The following is a 22,907-nucleotide window of genomic DNA, read 5'->3' as shown; positions in this document are numbered from 1 at the left end:
AACAACCTACTGAAAGATCACATCTAGTTTTGCGCGCGTGCTTTTCCACTTCGCCAACGACATGCCGCCATTGTTGCGTAGATGGTACTCCGCATAGCCGATTTGGACGTTGTCGCGCCAGAGCCAGAGTTCCGCGGATGTCATATAGAACGTTACATCCCAGTATCGCCTCGCCATGTAGGTGAGCACGGTTTCGCAAGAGCCGGTTCCTTCTCGCGTCACGATACGTGTATCGACGCCGTTGCGCTGGAAGCCCTCCTGCAGTACCTCCAGGATATCGTCGATTGGCACACGATCGTTTTCGACGATGCAGACCGTATCTAGCGCATCGACATTCTCAACCGGTCTGACGTTGACCGCCGTACAGGCGGTCAGGGCTGCCAAGAGCAGACAGCCGAACAAATATCGCATTGCGTCCCCCAATTTCCTCGCTGTCATGGCGTAATTAAACCGCCGGCAGCGTTCCCCTTATTCCACGCGTAACCAGTGTTTATCCACCAATCGTTAACGCGGGCCCGACAAGAAATATGGCACAGGCCACTGCGGATTGCCCAGTAGCCTACATAGTTGTTCGCGTACTGCGTGTCTTGTACGTCACTTTTTCAAGCCGCCACAAGACCGAAAACGCTCAGCAGCGTATACAGACCGAGACCGGTGGCGACGACCACGACGAAAGCGCCCAGCAGATTGCCTACAAGCCCGTTGCGGTGTTCGCCGAGCAGGTCGCGACGATTCATGACCACGAGCAGGAATATCGCGATCAGCGGCAGGAGGATGCCGTTGGCCGCCTGGGCGATCACGATGGCACGCACCGGCTCGGTACCGAACCAGGCGAAGGCCATGCCGATCAGGATGATCGAAGCCCAGATCGCGCGAAAGCGGTTGCTGGTCAGATTCGGTTTGCTTCCGAGCGCGCCGGTGAGGGCATAGGCCGCGGCCAGAGGCGCGGTCACCGAACTGGTCATGCCGGCCGCGAACAGTCCGATCGCGAAGAACCACTGTGCGGCAGGCCCGAGCAGCGGCTCCAGCTGGACGGCCATCTGGCCGGCGTCTTCGACCGGCGTCTGGCTGGTAAAAAAGGCCGCGGCCGCCGTGATCACGATGGCCAGGGTGATGAGTCCGCCGAGTGCGATCGACAGGCCGCTGTCCACGCGCGACTCGCGCAGCGCGCGGTCGGTGGGTACGTCGCGGGGCCATTTGTCCTGGACGGCCGCCGAATGCAGAAAGAAGTTATAGGTGACCACCGTGGTGCCGACCAGCGCGATCAGGGTCAGCACCGAGCCTTGCGGCAGGCCCGGCGCGAAGATGCCGGCGAGGATGGCGCCGATATCCGGACGCACGATGATGGCCGTGAGGATGAACACCACGCTCATGGTCAGAACGAGCGCAACAAGTACGCGTTCTATGAGTTTGTAATGGCCGGTGGCCAGCAAAGCCAAAGCTGCGCCGCCCACGATCAGCGCCCAGACCCGTGTGGACAGCCCGACGACGGTTTCCAGGCCGAGCGCCGCGCCGGTAATGTTGCCGGTTTCGAAAGCGGCGGTGCCCAAACCGATCGCCACCACCACGAGCGCGATGACCGCCCAGCGCAGCACCGGCGTGTCGAAGCTCTGGCGCAACGCGTCGCCCAGGCCCAGCCGCGCGACGATGCCCAGCCGCGCACTCATTTCCTGCAGCACCAGCGTGGCGAAGATCGAGAACACCAGCGCCCACAGCAGCGCATAGCCGGTTTCGGCGCCGGCCACGCTCGCGGTGGTCACGGTGCCCGGGCCAATGAACGCGGCGGCGACCAGCAGGCCGGGGCCGAATTGCTTGAGGCGAGACGTCCGAAGGCGTTGCAGCATGGCGCGCTCGTGTTTCGACACGGCTGTAAAGACCTGTCGTCGATTACAACACAGTCGCGATGCCGGCGGATTCAAGCCGACATGCCTTCACCATGCAGGCGATTCGTGCCAATCTGAAACGGAATTTCTCTGGGGGACGCCTGCGCGCGCAGCCGCGCCGGCGAACTATTGCATGGATCTGATCATCTCTCTCACCCCGCCGCTGGCTGCGGTGCTGCTCGCGCTTGCAACACGGCGCGTCAATATGTCGTTGTTTCTGGCGATCTGGATCGGCGGCTGGTTCGTGGCCGGCAATCCGGTGGCCGCGGTGGGCCAGACCTTCGACTGGTTCGCCGAGGTGATGACCGACGAATGGAACGCCCGCTTTCTGGTGCTGGTATCACTGCTGGGCGCCGGCGCGGCGTTCATGTATCGCACCGGCGGCTCGCATGCGGTTTCGCGCTGGCTGTCGCGGCGTATTTCCACCGGGCGCAGTGCCCAGCTGCTGACCTGGCTGCTCGGGCTGGTGATCTTCTTCAACGACTACGTCAATTCGGTGATCGTGGGTAACGCGACGCGGGATCTGACCGGGGAACATCGCGTCTCGCGCGAAAAACTGGCCTATCTTCTGGATTCCACCTCGGCACCCATGGCCACCCTCGGCCCCGTTTCGGACTGGATCGGCTATCAGGTGTCGCTGATCGCGGCCGCGTTCACCGCTTTGAGCCTGACCACGGAAAAGCCCTACATGGCGTTCCTGCAGTCGATTCCGTGGAACTTCTATGCCCTGCTGTGCCTGGTGGCAGTGCCCACGATCGTGATTCTGGGCGACTTCGGGCCCATGCGTGCGGCCGAGCGGCGTGCCGAGGAAGACGGCGACCTGGTCGCGCCGGGGGACACGCCGCTGTCGGCGATCGAGAACGATCTCGGCGAAGCGGATACCGAAAACGGCCGGCTGTATCACTTTCTGTTGCCGCTGGGCGTACTGCTCGGCGTGGCCTGCTGGGCGCTGTGGTATACCGGCGGCGGCGCCGAGGGCAAGCCGCTCATGGATGCCCTGGCCGATACCGACGTGGCCGTGTCGCTATCCTGGGCTGCCTTCGCCATGGTCTGTACGGCCATGGCCCTGGCACTGTTTCAACGGCAAACCCTCGAGGACTGCGAAAACACGCTGCTGGCCGGTTTTCGCACCATGCTGCCGGCGTTGGTGATCATGGTCCTGGCATGGACGATTGGCACGGTGACCGGCGCGCTGGATACCGGCGAACACGTCATCGCAGCCACCCGCGACTGGCTCTCGCCGGGGCTGTTGCCGGTGCTCATCTTCGCCATCGCGATGGTGATTTCGTTTGCGACCGGCAGCTCCTGGGGCGCGATGGCGATCCTCACCCCGGTCGCGGTACCGCTGGCCTACAACATCGGCGATATCACGCTGGTGCATATGGCGATCGGTGCCATCTTCTCCGGCTCGATCTTTGGCGATCACTGCTCGCCGATCTCGGATACCACGGTGATGTCGTCGATCTTTGCCGGTTCGGATCATATCGCCCATGTGCGCACACAGATTCCCTATGCGCTGGTGCCGGCAGTGGTGGCCGGACTGCTCTATATCGCCTCGATGGCGGTTTCGTCCGCGTGGGTGCTGCTGGTCGCCGGTCTGATCATCCAGACGGTGGCGATCTGGATGATTGCGCGTGCGACGCCGGGCTGAACGCGTTCCGCGCGTTCAGCCCAGCGCCAGCCACACGCCGACGGCCATCATCAGGCTGCCGGCCACGCGGTTGAGCCGCACCACGTTGCGCGGCTCGCGCAAGAAACTACGCACGGCATGGCCGCCGCCCGCATAGACCATTAGCGAACAGAACTCGATGGTCAGAATGGCGCCGACCAGCACCAGAAGCTGGGGCGCCAGAGCGTTGTCGCGGTTGAGAAACGGCGGCAGCAGCGCGATGAAGAAGGCCCAGCCCTTGGGGTTTGCGATTGCGGTCACAAAGCCCTGGGTGATCAGGCCGGCCGGACGTAGTGCGTCGCCGTCCCGGTTGGCGGCCGGCAATGCCGATTCGCCGCTGGCGCGCCACATCGCGATACCCAGATAGACCAGATAGGCGCCGCCGGCGAGTTTGAGCGCGGTGAACAGCGTCGGATAACTCAGCATGAGGGTCGCGGCACCGATCACCGCCGAAACCGCCACCAGGCCCACGCCCACCAGCTCGCCAGCCATCATCCAGAGCGTGCGGCGCACGCCGATGCTCATGCCCAGGCTCAGCGACAGCATCATGCACATGCCCGGCGTGAGCGAGACCAGCATGAACGTGGGAACGAACACGGATAATTTCGGTAGATCGAGCATCGACCCGAGGTCCTGCGGCTTGGGCTACGGCCTTTCAACACAACGGGAGCGTTGCGTTCGACCGGCGGGGCGGCTCATTGTAGCGTTCGTGGGGTCGGCGTTCGAACACGCCTAGGCACACATCCGGATTGCAGCCGGCGGTAATCGCTGTGACCGTGACCGTCCTGTTTCCTGTCGGGCGATCGCCCCATGGCCAAGAACATCGTCGTGTGCTGCGACGGCACCAACAGCCAGTTCGCCAGTTCGAACACCAACGTCGTCCATCTCTACAACGCGCTCGTGGACGGCCCGGACCAGCGTGTGTTCTACGAACCGGGCGTGGGCACCTTCGGCGCGCGCTTTTTTGGCGTGAACGTGGGCGAAACCCTGGGCAAGGGTCTGGGTGCGGCGTTCGGGTACGGCATTACCCAGAACCTGGTCCGCGCCTACCGATTCCTGATCGATACCTATGCCCCGGGGGATCGCGTGTTCCTGTTCGGCTTCAGCCGGGGCGCCTTCGCGGCCCGCTCGCTGGCCGCGTTGATCGATCAGGTGGGCATACTCGAACCCGGCGATCACGCTCGCGCGAAAGAGACGGTCAAGGCATGGCTCGACGGCGATACGTCGGCGGTCGAGCGCTATCAGCAGCCGCTGACCCGCTGTGCGCCGCATTTTGTCGGCGTCTGGGAAACGGTGGGCGCGCTGGGCGTGCTGATCCGGCTACGCAGCTTTCATGACAACAAGCTCAGCCCTGGCGTATGTCATGCCGTCCACGCGCTTGCGATCGACGAAAAGCGGCGCAAGTTCGAGCCCACGCCCTGGGACGAGAGCGCGCTCAAGCCCGGCCAGAATGCGCGCCAGCTGTGGTTTGCCGGCGTGCATAGCGATGTCGGTGGCGGCTACGACGAACGTGGCCTGGCCGATATCACGCTGGGCTGGATGCTCGAACAGGCGCAGGCCCAGGGGCTGGCTCTCAAGCCGGACGCTTTCGATCGGCTACAGGGCGACCCTGCCGGCACGCTGCACCACTCCTACCACGGCCTCTGGCGACTGCTGGGCCGCTATGTGCGCCGGCCCGGGCGCGACGATGCCTTCCACCCCTCGGTCGGAGAGCGCCTGCGCCGGGTCGGCGACTATGCCCCGGACAACCTGCCGGCCGAGGTGCGCAGCCGTCTTGGCGAACAGCCGGCCGACGACTGATAGGCCAGGCCACGTGCGGGCAGTGGGGTCTAGTCCTCGCCGCCGCCCGGCTCGTAGCCAAGGTTGGGGCCGATCCATTTTTCGGCAGTGGCGATATCCCAGCCCTTGCGCGCCGCATAGTCCTTGACCTGATCCTTGGCTACGCGGCCCACCACGAAATAGCGCGATTCCGGATGGCTGAAATACCAGCCGGATACCGCCGCACCCGGCCACATCGCCCGCGATTCGGTCAGCTCGATGCCGGTACGCGCTTCGACGTCGAGCATCTGCCAGAGCGTGTCCTTCTCGGTATGTTCCGGACAGGCCGGATAACCCGGGGCCGGACGGATACCGTGGTACTTCTCGCCGATGAGGTCGCTGTTGGACAGGGATTCGTCCGCGGAATGGCCCCAGATTTCGGTACGCACGAACTTGTGCAGCCATTCGGCGAAGGATTCGGCCAGACGATCGGCCAGCGCTTCGACGAGAATGGCGTTGTAATCGTCGTTCTGGGCCTTGAAGCGCTGCACGATTTCGTTGGAACCGAGCCCGGCGGTGACCGCAAACGCGCCCACCCAGTCCTTCTTGCCCGACTCTTTCGGGGCGATGAAATCGGCCAGCGAGCGATTGGGCACGCCTTCGCGATGCTCGGTCTGCTGACGCAGGTTGTGCATGATATGCACGGTTTCGCTGCGATCGTCGCTTAACACGTGGATATCGTCGCCCACGCGCTCGGCCGGGAAGATGCCTGCCACGCCCTTCGCGGTGAGCCATTTGTCTTCCACGATCTGCTTGAGCATGGCCTGGGCCTCGTCGAAGAGCTTGCGCGCCTCGGGGCCCTTGTGGGGGTCGTTGAGGATGTCCGGATAGCGACCGCGCATCTCCCAGGACAGAAAGAACGGCGTCCAGTCGATGGTGTCCACGAGTTTTTCCAGTGGGAAATCCTCGAACACATAGACGCCGGATTCGTCGCTGGCCTCGCCGCTGATATGCGGTGGCGCCTCGCGCAGGGCGTAGTCGGTGGTTTCGGGCAGCTGCGGGCGCGGCGGCTCGTAGTTGTCCCAGTCCAGCTTCACCGCGTTGGCACGCGCATCGGCCAGGGTCAGGAACTTGTCCTTGCGCTTGTTGGCGTGGCGCTCGCGCAGCTTGTCGTAGTCGTCCTTGAGCTCGGCTTCCAGCTTGGCACGGCCCTCGGCGCTGACCATGCGTGAGGCCACCGGCACGGAACGGCTGGCGTCTTTCACCCACATCACAGCACCCTCATAGACGGGGTCGATCTTGACCGCGGTATGGGCGCGCGAGGTGGTCGCCCCGCCGATGAGCAGCGGCGTGTTCATGCCGCGACGCTGCATTTCGGCGGCGACGTTGACCATTTCGTCGAGCGAGGGGGTGATCAGCCCGGACAGGCCGATGACGTGCGCGTTGTGCTTCTCGGCGGCGTCGAGGATGTCGTTCATCGGCACCATCACGCCGAGATCGATCACCTCGAAGTTGTTGCACTGGAGCACCACGCCGACGATGTTCTTGCCGATATCGTGTACGTCGCCCTTCACCGTCGCCATGATGATGGTGCCGTTGTTCGAGCCCTTGTCGGCCTCTTCTTTTTCTTCTTCGATGAAGGGCAGCAGATAGGCCACGGCCTTTTTCATCACACGCGCGGATTTCACCACCTGCGGCAGGAACATCTTGCCGGCACCGAACAGATCGCCCACCACGTTCATGCCGTCCATGAGCGGGCCTTCGATCACATCCAGCGGCCGGGTGGCCTGCTGGCGGGCTTCTTCGGTGTCTTCGGTGACGTAGCTGTCGATGCCCTTGACCAGCGCGTGTTCGAGGCGCTTGTTGACCTCGAACTCACGCCAGGCGAGGTCTTCCTTGGAATCCTTCTTCTTGCCCTTGCCTTTGTATTCCTCGGCCAGGTCGAGTAGCCGTTCGGTGGCATCGTCGCGCTTGTTGAGGACAACGTCCTCGCAGGCCTCGCGCAGCTTTTCCGGAATGTCGTCATAGACTTCCAGCTGCCCGGCGTTGACGATGGCCATGTCCAGCCCGGCCGGAATCGCGTGGTAGAGAAACACCGAGTGCATGGCCTGGCGCACGGTTTCGTTGCCACGAAACGAAAACGATACGTTCGACAGCCCGCCGGAGACATGACAGCCCGGACAGGATTCACGCACGCGCCTGGTGGCGTTGATGAAGTCCACGGCGTAGTTGTTGTGCTCTTCGATACCGGTGGCGATGGCGAAGATGTTGAGGTCGAAGATGATGTCTTCGGGCGGGAAGTCGAGCTTTTCGATCAACAACTGGTAGGCGCGCTCGGCGATCTCGACCTTGCGATCCTCGGTATCGGCCTGGCCCTGTTCGTCGAAGGCCATGACCACCACGGCGGCGCCGTAGTCCAGACAGGCCTGGGCCTGTTCCAGGAACTTGTCTTCGCCTTCCTTGAGCGAGATGGAGTTGACCATCCCCTTGCCCTGAATACATTGCAGCCCGGCCTCGATGACTTCCCACTTCGAGGAGTCGACCATCACCGGCACCTTGGCGATATCCGGCTCGCCGGCGATCAGGTTCAGGAACTTGCGCATGGCCTCGACCGAGTCGAGCATGCCCTCGTCCATGTTGATATCGATGATCTGGGCCCCGTTCTCGACCTGCTCACGGGCCACCGATAGGGCGGTGTCGTAATCCTCTTCCTTGATCAGCCGTTTGAAACGCGCACTACCGGTAACGTTCGTGCGCTCGCCGATGTTGATGAAGTTGATTGCTGAGGTCATAAGACGGGTTTATCCGCAGATTGGGCAGATTTCACAGATTTGAAGAAGCGATCAGTCGCCCGATCGGTTGAAGCGCCGGTATTGCAGCGTGGTCTGGCCGAAGTTCAGGAGCAGGCCCACCGAGGCCTCGGACGCCTGCAGATAATGAATCGTCTGCGCCTTTTCGTGATTGGCCAGATCGGCGACCGACCTGAGTTCGACAATCACGTTGTCGTAGCAGATGAAGTCGGCGCCGTAGTCGCAGTCCAGATCGCGGCCCTTATAGCGAACCGGCAGCGCAACATCGCGCTTGAACGGGATATCGCGTTCGCCGAATTCGAGTGCAAGCGCTTCCAGATAGACGCCTTCCGGATAACCATTGCCGAGCGTGCGATGCACTGCCATGGCCGCGCCGATAATGGCGTAGGTTTCCGGATCACGATCATCCATGCGAGCGCCCGGCCGGGTTGTGGATCGTTGAAACGCCGTTCATCAGGCCGATGCCGAGAATGGCTCGAGTCCGGACAGGCGCATGGCCCGTTTGATTTCGGGGCGCCGGCGGGGGGCCTTGCCTTCGACGGCCTTGGCGATCGCGCCGATATGTTCGGGCGTGGAGCCACAGCAGCCGCCGGCCATGTTGAGCAGGCCGGATTCGGCCCATTCGCCGATATGTTCGGCCATTTCGTCGGGCGTGAGGTCGTATTCGCCGAACTCGTTGGGCAGGCCGGCGTTCGGGTAGGCATGCACGTAGCAGGGCGCGATCCGCGACATCTCGGCCACGTAGGTGCGCAGCGCATCGGGCCCGAGCGCACAGTTCAGGCCCATGGTCAGCGGCCGCGCATGAGCCACCGAGTTGTAGAAGGCCTCGGTGGTCTGGCCCGAGAGCGTGCGCCCCGAGGCATCGGTGATGGTGCCGGAAATCATCAGCGGCACGTCGATGTTTCGCTCGCGCAGGATCTTGCGGTAGGCATAGATCGCGGCCTTGGCATTGAGCGTATCGAAGATGGTTTCCATCAGGATGATATCGACGCCGCCGTCGAGCAGCGCTTCGGCCGCTTCGCCGTAGGCTTTGGCCAGCTCGTTGAAATCGGTATTGCGCTTGCCGGGGTCGTTGACGTCGGGCGAGATCGAGGCGGTGCGATTGGTCGGCCCGATCACGCCGGCCACCCAGCGCGGCTTGTCCGGCGTGGCGTATTCCTCGGCCACGCTGCGCGCGATCTTCGCGGCCTCCAGGTTCAGCTCTACCGCCAGGTCTTCCATGTGGTAGTCGGCCTGGGCAATGGTCGTCGCCGAGAAGGTGTTCGTGGTGAGGATATCCGAGCCGGCGGCGGCATATTGTGCGGTGATATCGCGGATCAGCTCCGGCTTGGTCAGCGTCAGCAGATCGTTGTTGCCCTTCAGATCGCTTTCCCAGTCCGCGAAACGTTCGCCGCGATAGTCGGCCTCGTCCGGGTCGTGGTTCTGGATCATCGTGCCCATGGCGCCATCGAGTACGAGGATGCGCTGCGCCAGCGCGCCTATCAGATCGCTCATGGATACCTTGAATGTGTGTATGGGCGCGCAGTATATCCGTTTATCCGGATAGACGGGAAGCCGAAGGCGTGTCCGGGTCGCTGAATGCGCGCGGGCGACGCGCAACGCAGAATGGGCGCTGCTTGACGGCGGGGCCGGGGGTGCTAGGCTTCGCGCTATCGCAGGTGCCCGAGCGCGAAAGTGCCCGGGTGAAACGGGAAGCCGGTGCGTTGCCACGAAAACTCGTGACGACAAGGCCGGCACTGCCCCCGCAACGGTAGGCGAGTTGGATTCGACACATACGCCACTGGGTCTTGAAACCCGGGAAGGCGTGTCGAAGGCCCGCAAGGGCGCTCGCAAGTCCGGAGACCGGCCTGTGATACGAGGCAGCGACATCGCGGCGGGCGATGAAACGGCAGACCGGCGGCGTGCGTTCGCGTGCGCCGTGTTCCCCGTTTTGTCCCTTTTCGGCGCTATTTCGCGGCTGTATCCATTGCGGCGCGCGGGTGTGTGCGCCAGGGACCATTGGGGGAACCATGTCCATCGATCGTAATTTTCATCGCGCATCAGCGCGCGTCGTGCTGCTGTGCGCGGCATCTGCGGCGTTGCCCGCGGTCGCACAAACGTCTGCCGATACCGGCACGGCAAACGCCATGGCCGGCGAGCGCACGGCCCGGCTCGATGATATCCAGGTCACCGCGACGCGTACCCCGCAGCGGGTGAGCAATACGCTGGCCGCCACCACGGTCATCGACCGCGCCGATATCGAGCGTTTGCAGGCCCGTTCGGTACGCGATCTGCTGCGGCGAACGCCCGGGCTCACGCTGACCAACAACGGCGGGCCGGGCAAAGCCACCTCGATCTTTCTGCGTGGCACCGAGTCCGATCACACCCTGGTGCTGGTGGACGGCGTCGAGTATCGCTCGGCCACGGCCGGGGCGGCTGCCATCGAAGACCTGGCGGTCGAGCAGATCGAGCGTATCGAGATCGTGCGTGGGCCGCGCTCGTCGCTGTATGGCGCCGATGCGATCGGCGGCGTGATCCAGATCTTCACCCGCGACGGGCGTGGCCAGACGGGTACCCGGCCTTATTTCCAGATCGGCGCGGGCAGCGACAGCAGCTATGAAGGCCAGGTGGGCGTGTCCGGCAGCGATGACAACTCGCACTACAACCTGAGCGTGAATGGACGCCGTACCGACGGCTTCGACGCCTGTACGGCGGCCGCGGCCGGCACCGGCGGCTGTTTTACCGACGAGCCGGACGACGACGGCTATGACCGGGTATCGGTCGCCTTCAACTACGGTCAGATATTCGACAACGGCGTCGAATGGGAACTGAACTTCCTGCGCGCTGAAAGCAGCGTGGAATTCGACGGCACCTCCCAGAACTCGAGCGATACGATCCAGCAGATCATCGGCACTTCGCTTGCCTGGCGGCCGCTCGATAGCTGGCGCACGAAACTGGCTTACGGCAACAGCCGCGACGACTCCGACAACTTCCTCGACGGGCGCTATGTCACCGCCTTCGAAACCCAGCGCCATCAGCTGAGCTGGCAAAACGACATCACCCTGCCCAACGACGATCTGTTCACCCTTGGCGTCGACTACAAGCTCGAAAACGTCGACGGCGACAACGACGGCGATCGCCGCAACGACTTCACCGGCGATATGCGCGAAGACAGCCGCGACAACAAGGGCGTGTTTGCCCAGTATCTGGGCGATTGGGGCCGTCATCATCTGCAGCTGTCCGGGCGTGGCGACGACAACGAACAGTTCGGCGAGCATGCCACCGGCAGTGCGGCCTACGGCATCGATTTCGCCGACGCCTATACCGCCAGCATTTCCTATGGCACCGCGTTCAAGGCACCGACCTTCAACGAACTGTATTTCCCCAACTACGGCAATCCCGAGCTGGATCCGGAAGAATCGGACAGCGTCGAAGTGGGCCTCGACGGCGATCACGGCTGGGGCCGCTGGTCGCTGCATGCCTATCAGACCGACATCGACGATCTGATCGCCTACGATTCGGCCACCTTCGCCCCGGGCAATATCCAGAAAATCCGAATCCGTGGCGCAGAGGCGAGTGTCGGCACCGTGCTCGCCGACTGGCAGCTCAACGCCCAGTTCACCTGGCTGGACACCGAAAACCGCACCGCCGGCCCGAACCAAGGCAACGAATTGCCGCGGCGGCCTGGCCATACCGCCCAGTTCGATGTCGATCGCGCCTTTGGCCGCTACAGTGCCGGGGCGAGCCTGACGGTGGCCGATTCGAGCTATGACGATGCCGCCAACGAAAACGAGCTGGACAGCTATCAGCTTGTCGACCTGCGCGCCTCGGTCGAGCTCGCACGCGACTGGCTCGTACAGGCCAGCCTCAACAACCTGTTCGACGAGGAATACCAGACCGCGCGGTTCTACAATCAGGACGACCGCAACGTTTTCTTCACGCTGCGCTACCAGCCGCAGTAGCCTTAAGCCGCACGGCCCGTTCGGGCCGTGCGCTACCAACGGAGTCCGTATGAGCGACGAATCCCGTAGCGACGACGACGCCAAGGCCGCACGCCACAAGGCAACCATGCAGAAACAGAAAGCGCGCGTGGATGCGGCTATCGAGGCCGCCGATACCGAACGCGGCGTGCTGTTGCTGCTCACCGGCAACGGCAAGGGCAAATCGTCCTCGGCGTTCGGCATGGTCATGCGCGCACTGGGCTATGGCCACCGGGTGGGCGTGGTGCAGTTCATCAAGGGCCAGCAGCTTTCCGGTGAAGAAATCTACGTGCGCGATCACTGCCCGCAGGTGGCCTTCCATCAGATGGGCACGGGCTTTACCTGGAACACCCAGGATCGCAGCGGCGATATCGCCGCGGCCGAGGCGACCTGGGCCAAGGTCGAGCCGATGCTCACCGACCCCAGCTTCGATCTGGTCGTGCTCGACGAGCTGACCTACATGATCGGCTACAGCTATCTCGACGAACAGACAGTGCTGGACGCGCTGGCCAACCGCCCGCGTGAACAGTCGGTGGTGGTCACCGGTCGTGGCGGCGGCGCGGCCCTGCGCGAGCTGGCGGATACGGTGTCCGAGGTCAAGGACATCAAGCATGCCTTCAAGTCGGGCATCAAGGCGCGCAAGGGCGTCGACTACTAGGGAACCTCTGATCTATTCATACACGGTCGCGCCGGAGTCTTTTGCGCGCGACCAACGAGCAGCCGCGAGCCGCAGTTTGCTGATTGCAAATAAACAAGGATGCGCGCCGCTCAGGCGCGCGCAAAAGCCCTGCCGCAGGGCGGTTTGGCCCAAAAGGCCCCGCTACTGCGTTGCATGGCTTGGTCATAGGATGGCTATGACGCGGCGCCATGCGCCTTGTATCGAGGCCTTTTGGGACACAAACGCGATCCGTGTATGAACAGATCAGAGGTTCCTTTCATGACCGCGGCGGACGGTGCGCGCGCCTGGCGGCGCTGGTCTGCACGCGACGATCTGCCGTCGGCCGCGGTGCAGAGTATTCCGGCAGCGCTCGTGCTGCCGGGCTGGCAGGCCGGCGTGGCCGATAGCGGGCTGGCGGTTGCTTTCGACCGGCCCTGGCATTGTCTGAGTTCGGCCGTGGCCGGCGGCGGCTGGGGCACCGCGCAGGGCTTTGCCAATCGCCACGTCGACGACCACGACCGGGCCGCCTTGAATACACCACAAACCCTCATCGCCGATTTCGCAGTGCAACGCGGGCTGGCCGCGCCGTGTGTCGGCATGCTTACCGCCGCCTCGATGCGCAGTCTGCGTATCGCCACGGTCGATATCGAGGGCGAGCTTGTGTGTGTGTTCGTGACCGCCGGCCTGGCCAACGCCCGACGTGCCGGGGATTGTGCGGACCGGCGTGAACTGCGGCCCGGCCCCTGCGAAGTGGGCACCATCAATCTCGCCCTGGCCACCACGCTCGCGCTTACGCCGGCGGCCCAGGTCGAAACCCTGACGACACTCACCGAGGCCAAGGCCGCGACGTTGCAATCACTCGATGCGCGCAGCCCGCTCTCGAATGCCATCGCGACCGGCACCGGAACCGATGCCACCGCCGTCTTCTGTGCCGATACCGGCGAGGCGCTGCCATACACGGGCAAGCACACCCTGTTTGGCGAATATGCGGCGCGTCTGGTCATCGACGCGCTTACCGACGCTATCCGCCCACAGTCAGGCTGGGTCGATGGCTGCTAAGACGCTTATGATCCAGGGCACGGCGACCGATGCCGGCAAATCGACGCTGGTGGCCGGGCTCGGCCGGGCCTGGTATCGGCGGGGTGTGTCGGTGGCCCCGTTCAAGCCGCAGAACATGGCATTGAACAGTGCGGTATCGGCCGACGGCGGCGAGATCGCCCGTGCCCAGGCCGTACAGGCCGCGGCCTGCGGGGTCGCACCCACCATCGATATGAGCCCGGTGCTGCTCAAACCGTCGAGCGATTGCAACGCGCAGGTCATCATCCACGGCCAGGCCGTCGCCGGAATGTCGGCCAGCGACTATCACCACTACAAGCCCACGGCGATGGCTGCGGTACGGGCCTCGTATACGCGTCTGGTCAGCCAATACGAGCGGGTGCTGGTCGAAGGCGCCGGCAGCCCGGCCGAGATCAACCTGCGCGCCAACGATATCGCCAATATGGGTTTTGCCGAGGCCGTAGACTGCCCGGTGGTTCTGGTGGCCGATATCGACAAGGGCGGCGTGTTCGCCCAGATCGTGGGTACGCTCGCGCTGGTGTCCGAATCCGAGCGCGCACGTATCGCGGGTTTCGTCATCAACCGCTTTCGTGGCGATATCGCCCTGCTCGAACCCGGGCTGGAATGGCTTGAACGCGAGACCGGCAAGCCGGTGTTCGGCGTGCTGCCCTGGCTCGACGGGCTCTATCTCGAAGCCGAGGATGCCATCGCCCGCGACCAGCGCCTGGATGAAAATGCCCGCTTCGTGGTGCAGGTGCCGGCGTTGCCGCGCATCTCCAACCATACCGATCTGGATGCGCTGCGCCTGCAGCCGGGTGTGGATCTGCAATGGGTCGGGCCGGGCCAGCGCCCCGGTGGCGCCGATCTCATCGTATTGCCGGGCTCCAAGAATGTGCGTGCCGATCGGCAATGGCTCACGGCCAACGGCTGGGACGGCCATATCGCCCGGCATCTGCGCTACGGCGGGCACGTGCTCGGCGTTTGTGGCGGCTATCAGATGCTCGGCCGCGTGATCGACGATCCCTACGGCGTGGAAGACACGCCGGGCACGGTTCAGGGGCTGGGCGTACTGGATATCGCCACCGAGATCCGCCGCGAGAAACATCTCGAGAATGTCCGCGGCCGGCTTGTTGCGGCCGGCCTGTCGGACGATCAGGCGGCGGTCGCCGGCTATCGTATTCATTGCGGGGTGACCCGCGGTGCCGATTTGGCTCGGCCATTTCTCGAGCTCGAAACCGGCTTCGATGGCGCGATCAGTAGCGATGGTCGGGTGGCCGGCACCTATCTGCACGGCCTGTTCGACACGGCCGAGGGCTGTGCCGCGCTGCTTGCCTGGGCCGGCTACGAGAACGCGGTCAGCGAAGACGTGGCGGCCGTACGCGAGCGTCAGTTCGAGCGTCTGGCCGACGCCGTGGAAGCCGCCATCGATATCGAGGTGCTGCCATGAGCCCGCGCCGGCTGGTCTGGCTGCTCGCGCTGGCTTTGCCCCTGTGTCTGCTGGCCGCGGTCATGCTCGGCGCGGTGCGTCTGCCGGCGCTGGACGTGCTGGCCGTGCTCGTGGGCCGCGACGAGGGCATGCAGCGGCTGGCGCTGATCGTGCGGCAACTGCGTTTGCCGCGTGCCCTGCTTACCGCGCTGGTCGGCGCGCTGCTGGCGATCTGCGGCGCGGCCATGCAGGGGCTGTTTCGCAATCCGCTGGCCGATCCGTCGTTGATCGGCGTGACCGCCGGCGCCTCGGTGGGCGCGAGTCTGGTCATCGTATTCGCGGGCGGGGCGGCCGGCTTTATCGGCCTGTCGCTGGTGTCGCTGGGCGCGTTTGTCGGCGGCACGGCCGCGGTGCTGCTGGTTTATCGGCTGGCCACCGGTCCCCAGGGCACGTCGGTGGCGACCATGCTGCTGGCAGGCATTGCGATCGGCGCATTGGCCGGCAGTATCGGCTCGCTGCTGGAATTTCATGCCGACAACGAAATGCTGCGCCGGATCAGCCTTTGGCGCATGGGCGGGCTCGACGGCGCCAACTGGTCCCGGGTGGCGATCGTGGCTGCCGTGGCCGCGCTGATATTCGTCGTGCTGCCGCGACAGGCGGATGCCCTCAATGCCTTGTTGCTGGGCGAGTCCGAGGCCCGGCATCTGGGCATCGCCGTGGACCGCATCAAGCGCCAGCTGGTCCTGCTGACGGCGGCCGGTGTGGGCGTATCGGTGGCGGTCGCCGGCGCGATTACCTTCGTCGGACTGGTCGTGCCGCATATCGTGCGCATGCTCATCGGCCCCGATCATCGTTGGCTGTTGCCGGCCTCGGCGCTGGCGGGCGCGATTCTGCTGCTGGTGGCGGATACGCTGGCGCGCGTTGTCGTAGCGCCGACCGAACTGCCCGTGGGTCTGCTGACCGCGCTGCTGGGCGCGCCGTTTTTCATCTCCTTGTTGCGGCGTCGCCGCGAGTACGGCCTGTGAATACGCCCCTGCTCGAAGTCGCGGGGCTGACGCTGACCGTCGGCGGACGCGCCGTGGTCGAGGCGGCCGAGTTCGGGCTTGCCGCCGGCGAGCATCTGGCCGTGATCGGGCCCAACGGCGCTGGCAAGTCGAGTCTGGTTCATGCCCTGATTGGCGATACGACGCCCGCCGCCGGCGCTATCCGTCTGGGCGGACGGGCGCTGGCGGATTGGCCGGCGCGCGAGCGCGCCTGTCGGGTCGCGCTGCTGCCCCAGGCCAGCGCGCTGAGCTTTCCGTTTACCGTGGCCGAAGTCGTACGGCTCGGGCGTAGCCCGCACGCATCGGGCAGCGTCGCCGACCGGCAAATCGTGGCCGAAACGCTGGCGGCCTGCGATATTGCCCATCTGCGCGACCGACCCTACACCCGGCTGTCCGGCGGCGAGAAACAGCGCGTGCAGCTGGCTCGGGTCATGAGCCAGCTCTGGCGTGCCGAGGACGCCGGCGATCGGCTGCTGCTGCTGGACGAACCGGTGGCCGCGCTCGATCTCGGCCATCAGCGCCTGGTGATGCGCCAAGTGGCCGCCCTGGCCGCCCAGGGCGTGGCGGTGGTGAGCGTGCTGCACGACATCAGCCTGGCCGCACGCTATGCCGATCGCATGCTGGCGCTTCGCGATGGCCAGACCATTGCTGCCGGCACGCCGGCCGCGGTGGTCACCGCGGAGCGCATGCAACGCCTGTTCGACACCCAGACCCGGGTGATCACCCATCCGGATACGCATACCCCGGTCGTGCTGCATGGCTGAACGATTCACCGGCCCGCGGAGAACGATATGAAGACACTCGTGCTGGGCGGCACGCGCAGTGGCAAGAGCCGTCATGCCGAAACGCGGGCCCTGTCGCTGCCCGTAGCGCGCTGGTTCTATGTGGCCACGGCCCAGGCCGGCGACGACGAAATGGCGGCCCGTATCCAGCATCACCGCGAACAGCGCGATACGCGCTGGCAAACCGTGGAAGCCCCGCGCGCCCTGGGCGCCTGCCTGCGCCGGCTGGACGGCCCCGACCGTTGTATTCTCGTCGACTGTCTGACGCTGTGGTTGAGCAATTGTCTTGCCGAGGACACGGGCACGCTGACATGGGCCGAGGAACGTGACGCCCTGCTTGCGACGGTCGACGCCAGCCGGGCGAGACTGATTTTCGTATCCAACGAGGTCGGCTCCGGCATCGTGCCGCTGGGGGCGCTGTCGCGGCGGTTCGCCGACGAGGCCGGGCGGCTGCACCAGGCCCTGGCGGCGTGCTGCGATACGGTCACGCTGGTGGTGGCGGGCCTGCCATTGACGCTCAAGGAGAACGGCGCATGACCGACTGGCTGCACGAGCCGATCGCCCCGATCGATGAAGCCGCCCGAGCCGGTGCGCGTGCCCGCCAGGCCATGCTCACCAAGCCGCCCGGCTCGCTTGGCCGCCTGGAAGAGCTGGCCGAGGCGTTCGCCGGCTGGCAGGGCCAGATCGTACCCGTGCTCGACGCTATCGATATCGTCGTCTTCGCGGCCGACCACGGCGTGGCGGCCCGCGGCGTGTCGGCGTTCGATCAGGCCGTAACCGGCCAGATGATCGCCAACTTCGCCGCCGGCGGCGCGGCGATCTGTGTACTGGCACGGCGCCACGATGCCCGCCTTTCGATCGTCGACCTGGGCGCGGTGGCCCCGCCGGCCGACTGCGCCAGCGTGATCGATGCCCGTATCGCTGCCGGCACCGCCGATTTCACCCAAAGCTGTGCGATGCAGGCCGGCGAGCTCGAACAGGCATTGCAGGCGGGGCGCGAGCGTGTGTCGCCGTCGGCGCATCTGTTCATCGGCGGCGAGATGGGCATCGGCAATACCACCAGCGCGGCAGCGATACTGGCCGGCCTGAGCGGTGCCACGCCGGCACAGGTCGTCGGCCGGGGTACCGGTATCGATGCCGCCGGGTTGGCGCGCAAGCAGGCGGTGGTCGAAGCGGGGCTGGCCCGGCATCGCGCAAGTTGGCAGGGCGCTACCGGCTCGGCACGGGCGCTGTCGATGCTGCGCTGTGTCGGCGGCTTCGAAATCGCCGCGCTTACGGGCGCCTTCGTGGCCGCGGCCCAGGCGGGTGTGCCGGTGTTGGTGGATGGTTTCATCGCCAGCGTGGCGGCACTGTGTGCCCGCGAAATCGCGCCGGACTGTGCGAACTGGCAGCTGTTCGGGCATCGTTCCGCCGAAGCCGGCCACCGTTACCTGCTCGATATGCTCGAAGCAAGGCCGCTTCTCGATCTGGACATGCGTCTTGGCGAAGGCAGCGGCGCGGCCCTGGCGCTGGGCGTGATCGGCGACGCCCTGGCCCTGCATGCCGGCATGGCCACCTTCGACGAAGCCGGGGTGACGAACCGCGATGCCTGAAGCCACGACAACGCTCGTCGATCTGCTGCGCCACGGCGAATGCGAAGGCGGCCCGATCTTTCGTGGCAGCCTGGACGTGGCGCTGTCCGAGGCGGGGCTGGCGCGTATGCAGGCGCAGGCCGATGCGCAGCCGGGCTGGCAACACGTCATCGCATCGCCGCTGCGCCGTTGTCGGTTCTTTGCCGAGCGGCTGGCGGCCGCGCGCGGGCTTTCGATCGAGATCGACGCGCGCCTGCGCGAAATCGATTTCGGTCGTTGGGAAGGCCGGCCGGTGGCCGAGGTCTGGCGCGACGCCGCCGACGCCGCCCAGGCCTGGTTCGACGACCCCGAGCACAACGGCCCGCCGGCTGGCGAAGTCCTGTGCGATCTGCGTGCCCGCGCCCGGGCCGCCTTCGACGACGCGGTCCATGTCCATGCCGGCCGCCATCTGGTGCTGGTCGCCCACGGTGGCCTGATACGTGCCCTGTTGGCCGACCTGCTCGATATGCCCGGTGCCGCGATGCACCGTATCGAGGTGCCCTATGCCTGTCTGACGCGGCTGCGCGTGGTGCACGACGAGGCGCGGGATTTCACCCAGCTGGTGGCCCACAACATCGACTTCGGCGCGGCCTCGTCATGCGCACGGTGAATGCGTTCTTGCAGCCGCTGTGGCTGGCTTTTGGCCTGCTCACCACGCTGCCGATGGGGCGGCTGATTGTCACGCCGGTACCGGCGGTCGATTCCGGCCGGTCGGTGCTGTGTTATCCGCTCGTCGGGCTTGTCATCGGCGCGGTGCTGGCGGGCGCGGCGGCGGCACTACAGGCGGTCGATGCCGTACTGGGCGCCGGGCTTCTAGTGGTGCTGTGGGTCGTGCTCACCGGTGCGCTGCATCTCGACGGGCTGGCCGACTGCGTGGACGCCCTGTTCGCCGGCCACGGCCGCAGCGATCCGGCGCGTACGCTCGCCGTCATGAAAGACCCGGCCGCCGGGCCGATGGCGGTGGTCGCGCTGGTGCTGCTGCTCGCACTCAAGAGCGCGGCGCTGATCGCGCTATGGCCGCAGGTGGGGGCTGCGTTGCTGGTGGTGGCCGTGCTGGCCCGTACCGCGGCCAGTCTGCTCATGGCCAGCACCCGCTACCGCCGTCGCGAAGGCCTGGCCAGCACGATGGCGTTGAATCTTTCGCGTCGCGATGCCTGGGCGATGGCAGCGATAGTCGTCGTGCTGACCCTGGCGTTCGCGGGCCTGGTGCTCGGCGCTGTCGCAACGCTGGCCGCGCTCGCGGTGGGGCTGTTCTGGCGGGCGCTCTGGCAGCGGCGTATCGGCGGCTATACCGGCGACGTGGTCGGCGCGCTGATCGAGCTGGTGGAAACGACCGCCCTGGTCGCCGCGACCCTGTGGATAGGCCCGTGGAGTTGACCCTGGCGACGATCGGCGGCCTGGCCCTCGATGCCCTGCTGGGTGAGCCGCGTGTCGGCCATCCGCTGGTCGGCTTTGGTCGACTGGCTGAGGCGCTGGATCGTCGTCTGCCGCGTCGCCGCTGGGCCGGCGGGCTGGCCTGGCTTGTGCTCGTGGCGGTGCCAGCGGTCGCCGGCGGCGTGGCTGTCTGGGTGCTGCCGCCCCTCGCCGGCTGGCTGGCCGCGACGGTCGTGCTGTGGCTGTGTATCGCCTGGCACAGCCTCAAGGCGCATACGCGCGCCGTTGAAACCGCTTTACAGGCCGGCGACGTGGTCGGCGCACGGCGTGCGGTGGCCTGTCTGGTCAGTCGGGATACGGCGCCCATGGACGTGGCCGCGATTCGTCGCGCCGCGCTCGAATCGCTGCTGGAGAACGCCGGCGACGGCGTTCATGCAACGTTGTTCTGGTTCGCCGCCGGCGGGCTGGTCGTCGGGCCTGCCGGCGCCGTGGCGGCGGCCGTCGCGCATCGTGCGATCAACACCCTCGATGCGATGTGGGGCTATCGCACGCCGCGTTATCGGTGCTTTGGCTGGGCGGCCGCACGGGCGGACGATCTGGCCAACTGGCCGAGCGCCCGCCTGACCGCGTTGTCGTTCGTGCTGATCGGCCGTGCGCGCCCGGCGCTGCGCTGCTGGCAGCAACAGGCGAAGGCACTGGCCAGCCCGAACGCCGGGCCGGTGATGTGTGCCGGCGCCGGTGCGCTGGGTGTGCGGCTAGGCGGCGGCGCCTACTACCACGGCGTCTATCGACAGCGGCTGGCTTTCGGCTGTGGTGTGTACCCTGGCGGCGGCGATATCGAGCGGGCCATCGCCCTGGTCGGGCGCACCCTTGTTTTATGGGTCGTTGCGATCGTGGTGCTGGACTGGCTATGGCGTTGAATCACGGCGGTCGACTGGGCGAGGCGAGCCGGCGCTACGGCATCGCCGAAAACCAGTGGCTGGATCTGTCCACCGGTATTGCGCCCTGGTCGTATCCGGTGCCCGAGGTGCCGGATCGCGTCTGGGCACGGCTGCCCGAGGCCGAGGATGGCCTGATCGCGGCTGCCGCCGACTATTATCGGGCCCCGGCCGACGCCGTCACTGCCCTGCCGGGCAGCCAGTTCGCGATCCGCGAGCTGCCGCGGGCCATCGCTGCACATCGCGGGTCGGGGCGTGTGGGGGTGCCGGCCGTGGGCTATGCCGAACATGGCCGGGCCTGGGCCGCGGCCGGGCACGAGATCGTGACCTACGACGATTTGCCGGGGCTTTCTGCGCTCTCGCATACGCTCGATCATGCCGTGGTCATCACGCCGAACAATCCCACCGGCGAACGTGCCGATATCGAACGCCTGTGTGCGCTGGCCCATGGGCTCGGCCGACGAAACGGCCTGTTGCTGGTCGATGCCGCGTTTGCCGACTGCAACGACGGCCTGGACCACGGCGGTCTGCCGGCCAACGCGCTCGTGCTGCGCTCGCTGGGCAAGTTCTTCGGTCTGGCCGGGCTGCGGCTGGGCTTCATGATTGGCCGCGGCCCGGCGGCGACAGCCCTGCACGAGCAGCTGCAGCCCTGGGGCGTGAGCCATCCGGCCCGCTGGATCGGCCGCCACGCGCTGGTCGACCGGGCCTGGCAGGCAGGCCAGCACCGCCGCATCATCGATAGTTCACGATCGCTGGTCGAACTACTGGACCGGCATTTTTCCTATCAGGTCGTCGCCAGCGCCGGGTTGTTCGCGAGCGTGTTTTTCGATGACGACGAACGGGCGGGGCGTGTTCATACGACACTGGCCGAACAGGCGATATGGACCCGGCTGGGCGATGACGGGCGTTGGCTGCGTTTCGGTCTGCCCGGGGGCGGCCCGGCGGCGGCGCGCCTGGACGCGGCATTGAATACGATTGCGATACGAGGGCTGTGCTGATGTGGATCTATCGATACGCGCGGCAGGGCAAAGCGTGCATGCTCGCAGTGCTGCTGCTGTTCGGACTGTCGTGGTCGGCGTCGAGTATGGCTGCCGCGGTCGCAGCCACCGATTTTCGCGGCGAGGTCGTCCGCCTGGAGGCGCCGGCGAAACGTATCGTCGCGCTTGCGCCGCATTTGGTGGAAAACCTCTATAGCGCCGGTCTGGGCGATCGCATCGTCGGCGCCGTGTCGTACAGCGATTACCCGCCCGCGGCCCGGGCGATCCCCGAAGTTGGCGGCTATACCAATATCAGCCTCGAGGCGGTGCTCGCGAAAAACCCCGATCTGGTGGTGGCCTGGGCCTCGGGCCAGGGCGGCGATCCGGCCACCCTCGCACGCTTCGAGGCACTGGGTATTCCCGTGTATGTCGACCGGCCGCGCCGGCTCGAGGATATCGCCCGTGCAATTCGGGACCTGGGGGCGCTTGGCGATACGCGCGACACGGCCAACGCCGCGGCCGCGCGCTTCGACCGCCGGCTGGCAGCGCTACGCCAGCGCTATGCCAGTCGCCCGCCGGTGAGCGTGTTTTATCAGGTCTGGGACGAGCCGTTGCAGACCCTGGCCGGCGACCAGTTCGTCGGTCAGGTCATCCGTCTGTGCGGCGGGCGCAATATCTTTGCCGATGCGGTATCACTGGCGCCCAAAGTCGGCATCGAATCGGTGCTCGAGCGCGATCCGCAGGCCATCGTGGCCAGCGGCATGGGCGACGAACGCCCCGACTGGCTCGACGACTGGCGCGACTGGCCCGGGCTGCAGGCGGTGGAGAACGATCACCTGTTCTTCGTGCCGCCGGATCTCATCCAGCGCGCCACGGTACGCATGCTCGATGGCGCAAGCATGCTGTGCCGACAGCTGGAACGGGTGCGCGGCGACGGCGACTGAGATCGATGGCCGACGATACG

19 protein-coding genes, 2 pseudogenes and 1 riboswitch are annotated in these 22,907 nt (G+C 65.9%); of the genes and pseudogenes, 15 read left to right on the top strand and 6 right to left on the bottom strand.

Going from position 1 to position 22,907, the window contains the following annotated elements; genetic code table 11:
* Window positions 1–6: 6 nt before the first annotated feature.
* Both C84B14_RS10045 and C84B14_RS10040 read right to left on the bottom strand, forming a co-directional pair.
* Window positions 7–411, bottom strand: coding sequence for an Sbal_3080 family lipoprotein (locus C84B14_RS10045; protein WP_353223809.1), 405 nt, complete (start codon window positions 409–411; stop codon window positions 7–9).
* Window positions 412–602: 191 nt separating this feature from the next.
* Window positions 603–1,844, bottom strand: coding sequence for an Nramp family divalent metal transporter (locus tag C84B14_RS10040; protein ID WP_353223807.1), 1,242 nt, complete (start codon window positions 1,842–1,844; stop codon window positions 603–605).
* A 172-nt stretch (window positions 1,845–2,016) separates the two neighbouring features.
* Between C84B14_RS10040 and C84B14_RS10035 the strand changes: the two genes are divergently transcribed.
* Window positions 2,017–3,534 (top strand): Na+/H+ antiporter NhaC family protein, encoded by a 1,518-nt coding sequence (locus C84B14_RS10035; protein ID WP_353223805.1) that lies wholly within the window; start codon window positions 2,017–2,019, stop codon window positions 3,532–3,534.
* 15 nt (window positions 3,535–3,549) lie between these two features.
* Here the strand turns inward: C84B14_RS10035 and C84B14_RS10030 are convergent, their stop codons facing one another.
* Window positions 3,550–4,173, bottom strand: coding sequence for a LysE family translocator (locus tag C84B14_RS10030; protein WP_353223803.1), 624 nt, complete (start codon window positions 4,171–4,173; stop codon window positions 3,550–3,552).
* A gap of 189 nt (window positions 4,174–4,362) precedes the next feature.
* Here C84B14_RS10030 and C84B14_RS10025 point away from each other — a divergent pair, with 189 nt between their 5' ends.
* The gene (locus C84B14_RS10025) at window positions 4,363–5,352 is read left to right on the top strand and encodes a T6SS phospholipase effector Tle1-like catalytic domain-containing protein (RefSeq protein WP_353223801.1); all 990 of its coding nucleotides are present in this window, start codon (window positions 4,363–4,365) and stop codon (window positions 5,350–5,352) included.
* A gap of 29 nt (window positions 5,353–5,381) precedes the next feature.
* Here the strand turns inward: C84B14_RS10025 and metH are convergent.
* The 3 genes and pseudogenes from metH to C84B14_RS10010 form a co-directional block, all read right to left on the bottom strand.
* Window positions 5,382–8,102: pseudogene (gene metH, locus C84B14_RS10020) on the bottom strand (methionine synthase); the annotation flags it as partial.
* A 51-nt stretch (window positions 8,103–8,153) separates the two neighbouring features.
* Complete coding sequence (locus C84B14_RS10015) at window positions 8,154–8,531, bottom strand: GxxExxY protein (protein WP_353223799.1); 378 nt, start codon at window positions 8,529–8,531, stop codon at window positions 8,154–8,156.
* A 54-nt stretch (window positions 8,532–8,585) separates the two neighbouring features.
* Window positions 8,586–9,614, bottom strand: a pseudogene (locus C84B14_RS10010) (homocysteine S-methyltransferase family protein); the annotation flags it as partial.
* A 145-nt stretch (window positions 9,615–9,759) separates the two neighbouring features.
* Window positions 9,760–9,985: riboswitch (cobalamin riboswitch) on the top strand.
* Between the two features lie 144 nt (window positions 9,986–10,129).
* Here C84B14_RS10010 and btuB point away from each other — a divergent pair.
* The 13 genes from btuB (at window position 10,130) to C84B14_RS09945 (ending at window position 22,887) form a co-directional block, all read left to right on the top strand.
* Window positions 10,130–12,061, top strand: a complete 1,932-nt coding sequence (gene btuB, locus C84B14_RS10005) for a TonB-dependent vitamin B12 receptor (protein ID WP_353223798.1) — start codon at window positions 10,130–10,132, stop codon at window positions 12,059–12,061.
* A gap of 49 nt (window positions 12,062–12,110) precedes the next feature.
* Window positions 12,111–12,737 carry a cob(I)yrinic acid a,c-diamide adenosyltransferase gene (gene cobO / locus C84B14_RS10000; protein ID WP_348764733.1) on the top strand — a complete coding sequence of 209 codons (627 nt, stop codon included), beginning with the start codon at window positions 12,111–12,113 and terminating at the stop codon, window positions 12,735–12,737.
* Window positions 12,738–13,016: 279 nt separating this feature from the next.
* Window positions 13,017–13,796: an adenosylcobinamide amidohydrolase gene (locus C84B14_RS09995; protein WP_353223797.1), complete on the top strand. Its 780-nt coding sequence runs from the start codon at window positions 13,017–13,019 to the stop codon at window positions 13,794–13,796.
* Window positions 13,786–15,240, top strand: a complete 1,455-nt coding sequence (locus C84B14_RS09990) for a cobyric acid synthase (RefSeq protein ID WP_353223795.1) — start codon at window positions 13,786–13,788, stop codon at window positions 15,238–15,240. The genes C84B14_RS09995 and C84B14_RS09990 overlap by 11 nt, the downstream gene beginning before the upstream one ends.
* Complete coding sequence (locus C84B14_RS09985) at window positions 15,237–16,244, top strand: FecCD family ABC transporter permease (protein ID WP_348764736.1); 1,008 nt, start codon at window positions 15,237–15,239, stop codon at window positions 16,242–16,244. Before C84B14_RS09990 ends, C84B14_RS09985 begins: the two co-directional genes overlap by 4 nt.
* The gene (locus C84B14_RS09980) at window positions 16,241–17,026 is read left to right on the top strand and encodes a heme ABC transporter ATP-binding protein (protein WP_353223793.1); all 786 of its coding nucleotides are present in this window, start codon (window positions 16,241–16,243) and stop codon (window positions 17,024–17,026) included. Before C84B14_RS09985 ends, C84B14_RS09980 begins: the two co-directional genes overlap by 4 nt.
* A gap of 27 nt (window positions 17,027–17,053) precedes the next feature.
* Window positions 17,054–17,581, top strand: coding sequence for a bifunctional adenosylcobinamide kinase/adenosylcobinamide-phosphate guanylyltransferase (gene cobU / locus C84B14_RS09975; protein ID WP_353223791.1), 528 nt, complete (start codon window positions 17,054–17,056; stop codon window positions 17,579–17,581).
* The gene (cobT, locus tag C84B14_RS09970) at window positions 17,578–18,636 is read left to right on the top strand and encodes a nicotinate-nucleotide--dimethylbenzimidazole phosphoribosyltransferase (protein ID WP_353223789.1); all 1,059 of its coding nucleotides are present in this window, start codon (window positions 17,578–17,580) and stop codon (window positions 18,634–18,636) included. The genes cobU and cobT overlap by 4 nt, the downstream gene beginning before the upstream one ends.
* A complete protein-coding gene (locus C84B14_RS09965; protein ID WP_353223787.1) occupies window positions 18,629–19,264 on the top strand; it encodes a histidine phosphatase family protein in 636 nt (211 codons plus the stop codon). The genes cobT and C84B14_RS09965 overlap by 8 nt, the downstream gene beginning before the upstream one ends.
* Window positions 19,252–20,031 (top strand): adenosylcobinamide-GDP ribazoletransferase, encoded by a 780-nt coding sequence (gene cobS / locus C84B14_RS09960; protein WP_353223785.1) that lies wholly within the window; start codon window positions 19,252–19,254, stop codon window positions 20,029–20,031. Before C84B14_RS09965 ends, cobS begins: the two co-directional genes overlap by 13 nt.
* A complete protein-coding gene (cbiB, locus tag C84B14_RS09955) occupies window positions 20,022–20,948 on the top strand; it encodes an adenosylcobinamide-phosphate synthase CbiB (protein WP_353223783.1) in 927 nt (308 codons plus the stop codon). The genes cobS and cbiB overlap by 10 nt, the downstream gene beginning before the upstream one ends.
* Window positions 20,939–21,964 carry a threonine-phosphate decarboxylase CobD gene (cobD, locus tag C84B14_RS09950; RefSeq protein ID WP_353223781.1) on the top strand — a complete coding sequence of 342 codons (1,026 nt, stop codon included), beginning with the start codon at window positions 20,939–20,941 and terminating at the stop codon, window positions 21,962–21,964. Before cbiB ends, cobD begins: the two co-directional genes overlap by 10 nt.
* A complete protein-coding gene (locus C84B14_RS09945; RefSeq protein ID WP_502949904.1) occupies window positions 21,964–22,887 on the top strand; it encodes a cobalamin-binding protein in 924 nt (307 codons plus the stop codon). Before cobD ends, C84B14_RS09945 begins: the two co-directional genes overlap by 1 nt.
* The last annotated feature ends 20 nt before the right edge of the window (window positions 22,888–22,907 follow it).

It is taken from the genome of Salinisphaera sp. C84B14, from assembly GCF_040361435.1.
Taxonomy (GTDB): Bacteria; Pseudomonadota; Gammaproteobacteria; order Nevskiales; family Salinisphaeraceae; genus Salinisphaera.
This window is presented reverse-complemented; position numbering and strand designations above follow the sequence as displayed.

Excerpts from the sequence above, each read along its gene's own strand:
- cobU (WP_353223791.1), top strand. The coding sequence starts at position 17,054 with ATGAAGACACTCGTGCTGGGCGGCACGCGCAGTGGCAAGAGCCGTCAT.
- cobO (WP_348764733.1), top strand. The coding sequence starts at position 12,111 with ATGAGCGACGAATCCCGTAGCGACGACGACGCCAAGGCCGCACGCCAC.
- C84B14_RS10045 (WP_353223809.1), bottom strand. The coding sequence starts at position 411 with ATGCGATATTTGTTCGGCTGTCTGCTCTTGGCAGCCCTGACCGCCTGT.
- C84B14_RS09945 (WP_502949904.1), top strand. The coding sequence starts at position 21,964 with ATGTGGATCTATCGATACGCGCGGCAGGGCAAAGCGTGCATGCTCGCA.
- C84B14_RS09965 (WP_353223787.1), top strand. The coding sequence starts at position 18,629 with ATGCCTGAAGCCACGACAACGCTCGTCGATCTGCTGCGCCACGGCGAA.
- C84B14_RS10035 (WP_353223805.1), top strand. The coding sequence starts at position 2,017 with ATGGATCTGATCATCTCTCTCACCCCGCCGCTGGCTGCGGTGCTGCTC.
- cobS (WP_353223785.1), top strand. The coding sequence starts at position 19,252 with ATGCGCACGGTGAATGCGTTCTTGCAGCCGCTGTGGCTGGCTTTTGGC.
- C84B14_RS10025 (WP_353223801.1), top strand. The coding sequence starts at position 4,363 with ATGGCCAAGAACATCGTCGTGTGCTGCGACGGCACCAACAGCCAGTTC.
- C84B14_RS09995 (WP_353223797.1), top strand. The coding sequence starts at position 13,017 with ATGACCGCGGCGGACGGTGCGCGCGCCTGGCGGCGCTGGTCTGCACGC.
- C84B14_RS10015 (WP_353223799.1), bottom strand. The coding sequence starts at position 8,531 with ATGGATGATCGTGATCCGGAAACCTACGCCATTATCGGCGCGGCCATG.
- cobD (WP_353223781.1), top strand. The coding sequence starts at position 20,939 with ATGGCGTTGAATCACGGCGGTCGACTGGGCGAGGCGAGCCGGCGCTAC.
- C84B14_RS10040 (WP_353223807.1), bottom strand. The coding sequence starts at position 1,844 with ATGCTGCAACGCCTTCGGACGTCTCGCCTCAAGCAATTCGGCCCCGGC.
- btuB (WP_353223798.1), top strand. The coding sequence starts at position 10,130 with ATGTCCATCGATCGTAATTTTCATCGCGCATCAGCGCGCGTCGTGCTG.
- C84B14_RS09985 (WP_348764736.1), top strand. The coding sequence starts at position 15,237 with ATGAGCCCGCGCCGGCTGGTCTGGCTGCTCGCGCTGGCTTTGCCCCTG.
- C84B14_RS09990 (WP_353223795.1), top strand. The coding sequence starts at position 13,786 with ATGGCTGCTAAGACGCTTATGATCCAGGGCACGGCGACCGATGCCGGC.
- cobT (WP_353223789.1), top strand. The coding sequence starts at position 17,578 with ATGACCGACTGGCTGCACGAGCCGATCGCCCCGATCGATGAAGCCGCC.
- C84B14_RS10030 (WP_353223803.1), bottom strand. The coding sequence starts at position 4,173 with ATGCTCGATCTACCGAAATTATCCGTGTTCGTTCCCACGTTCATGCTG.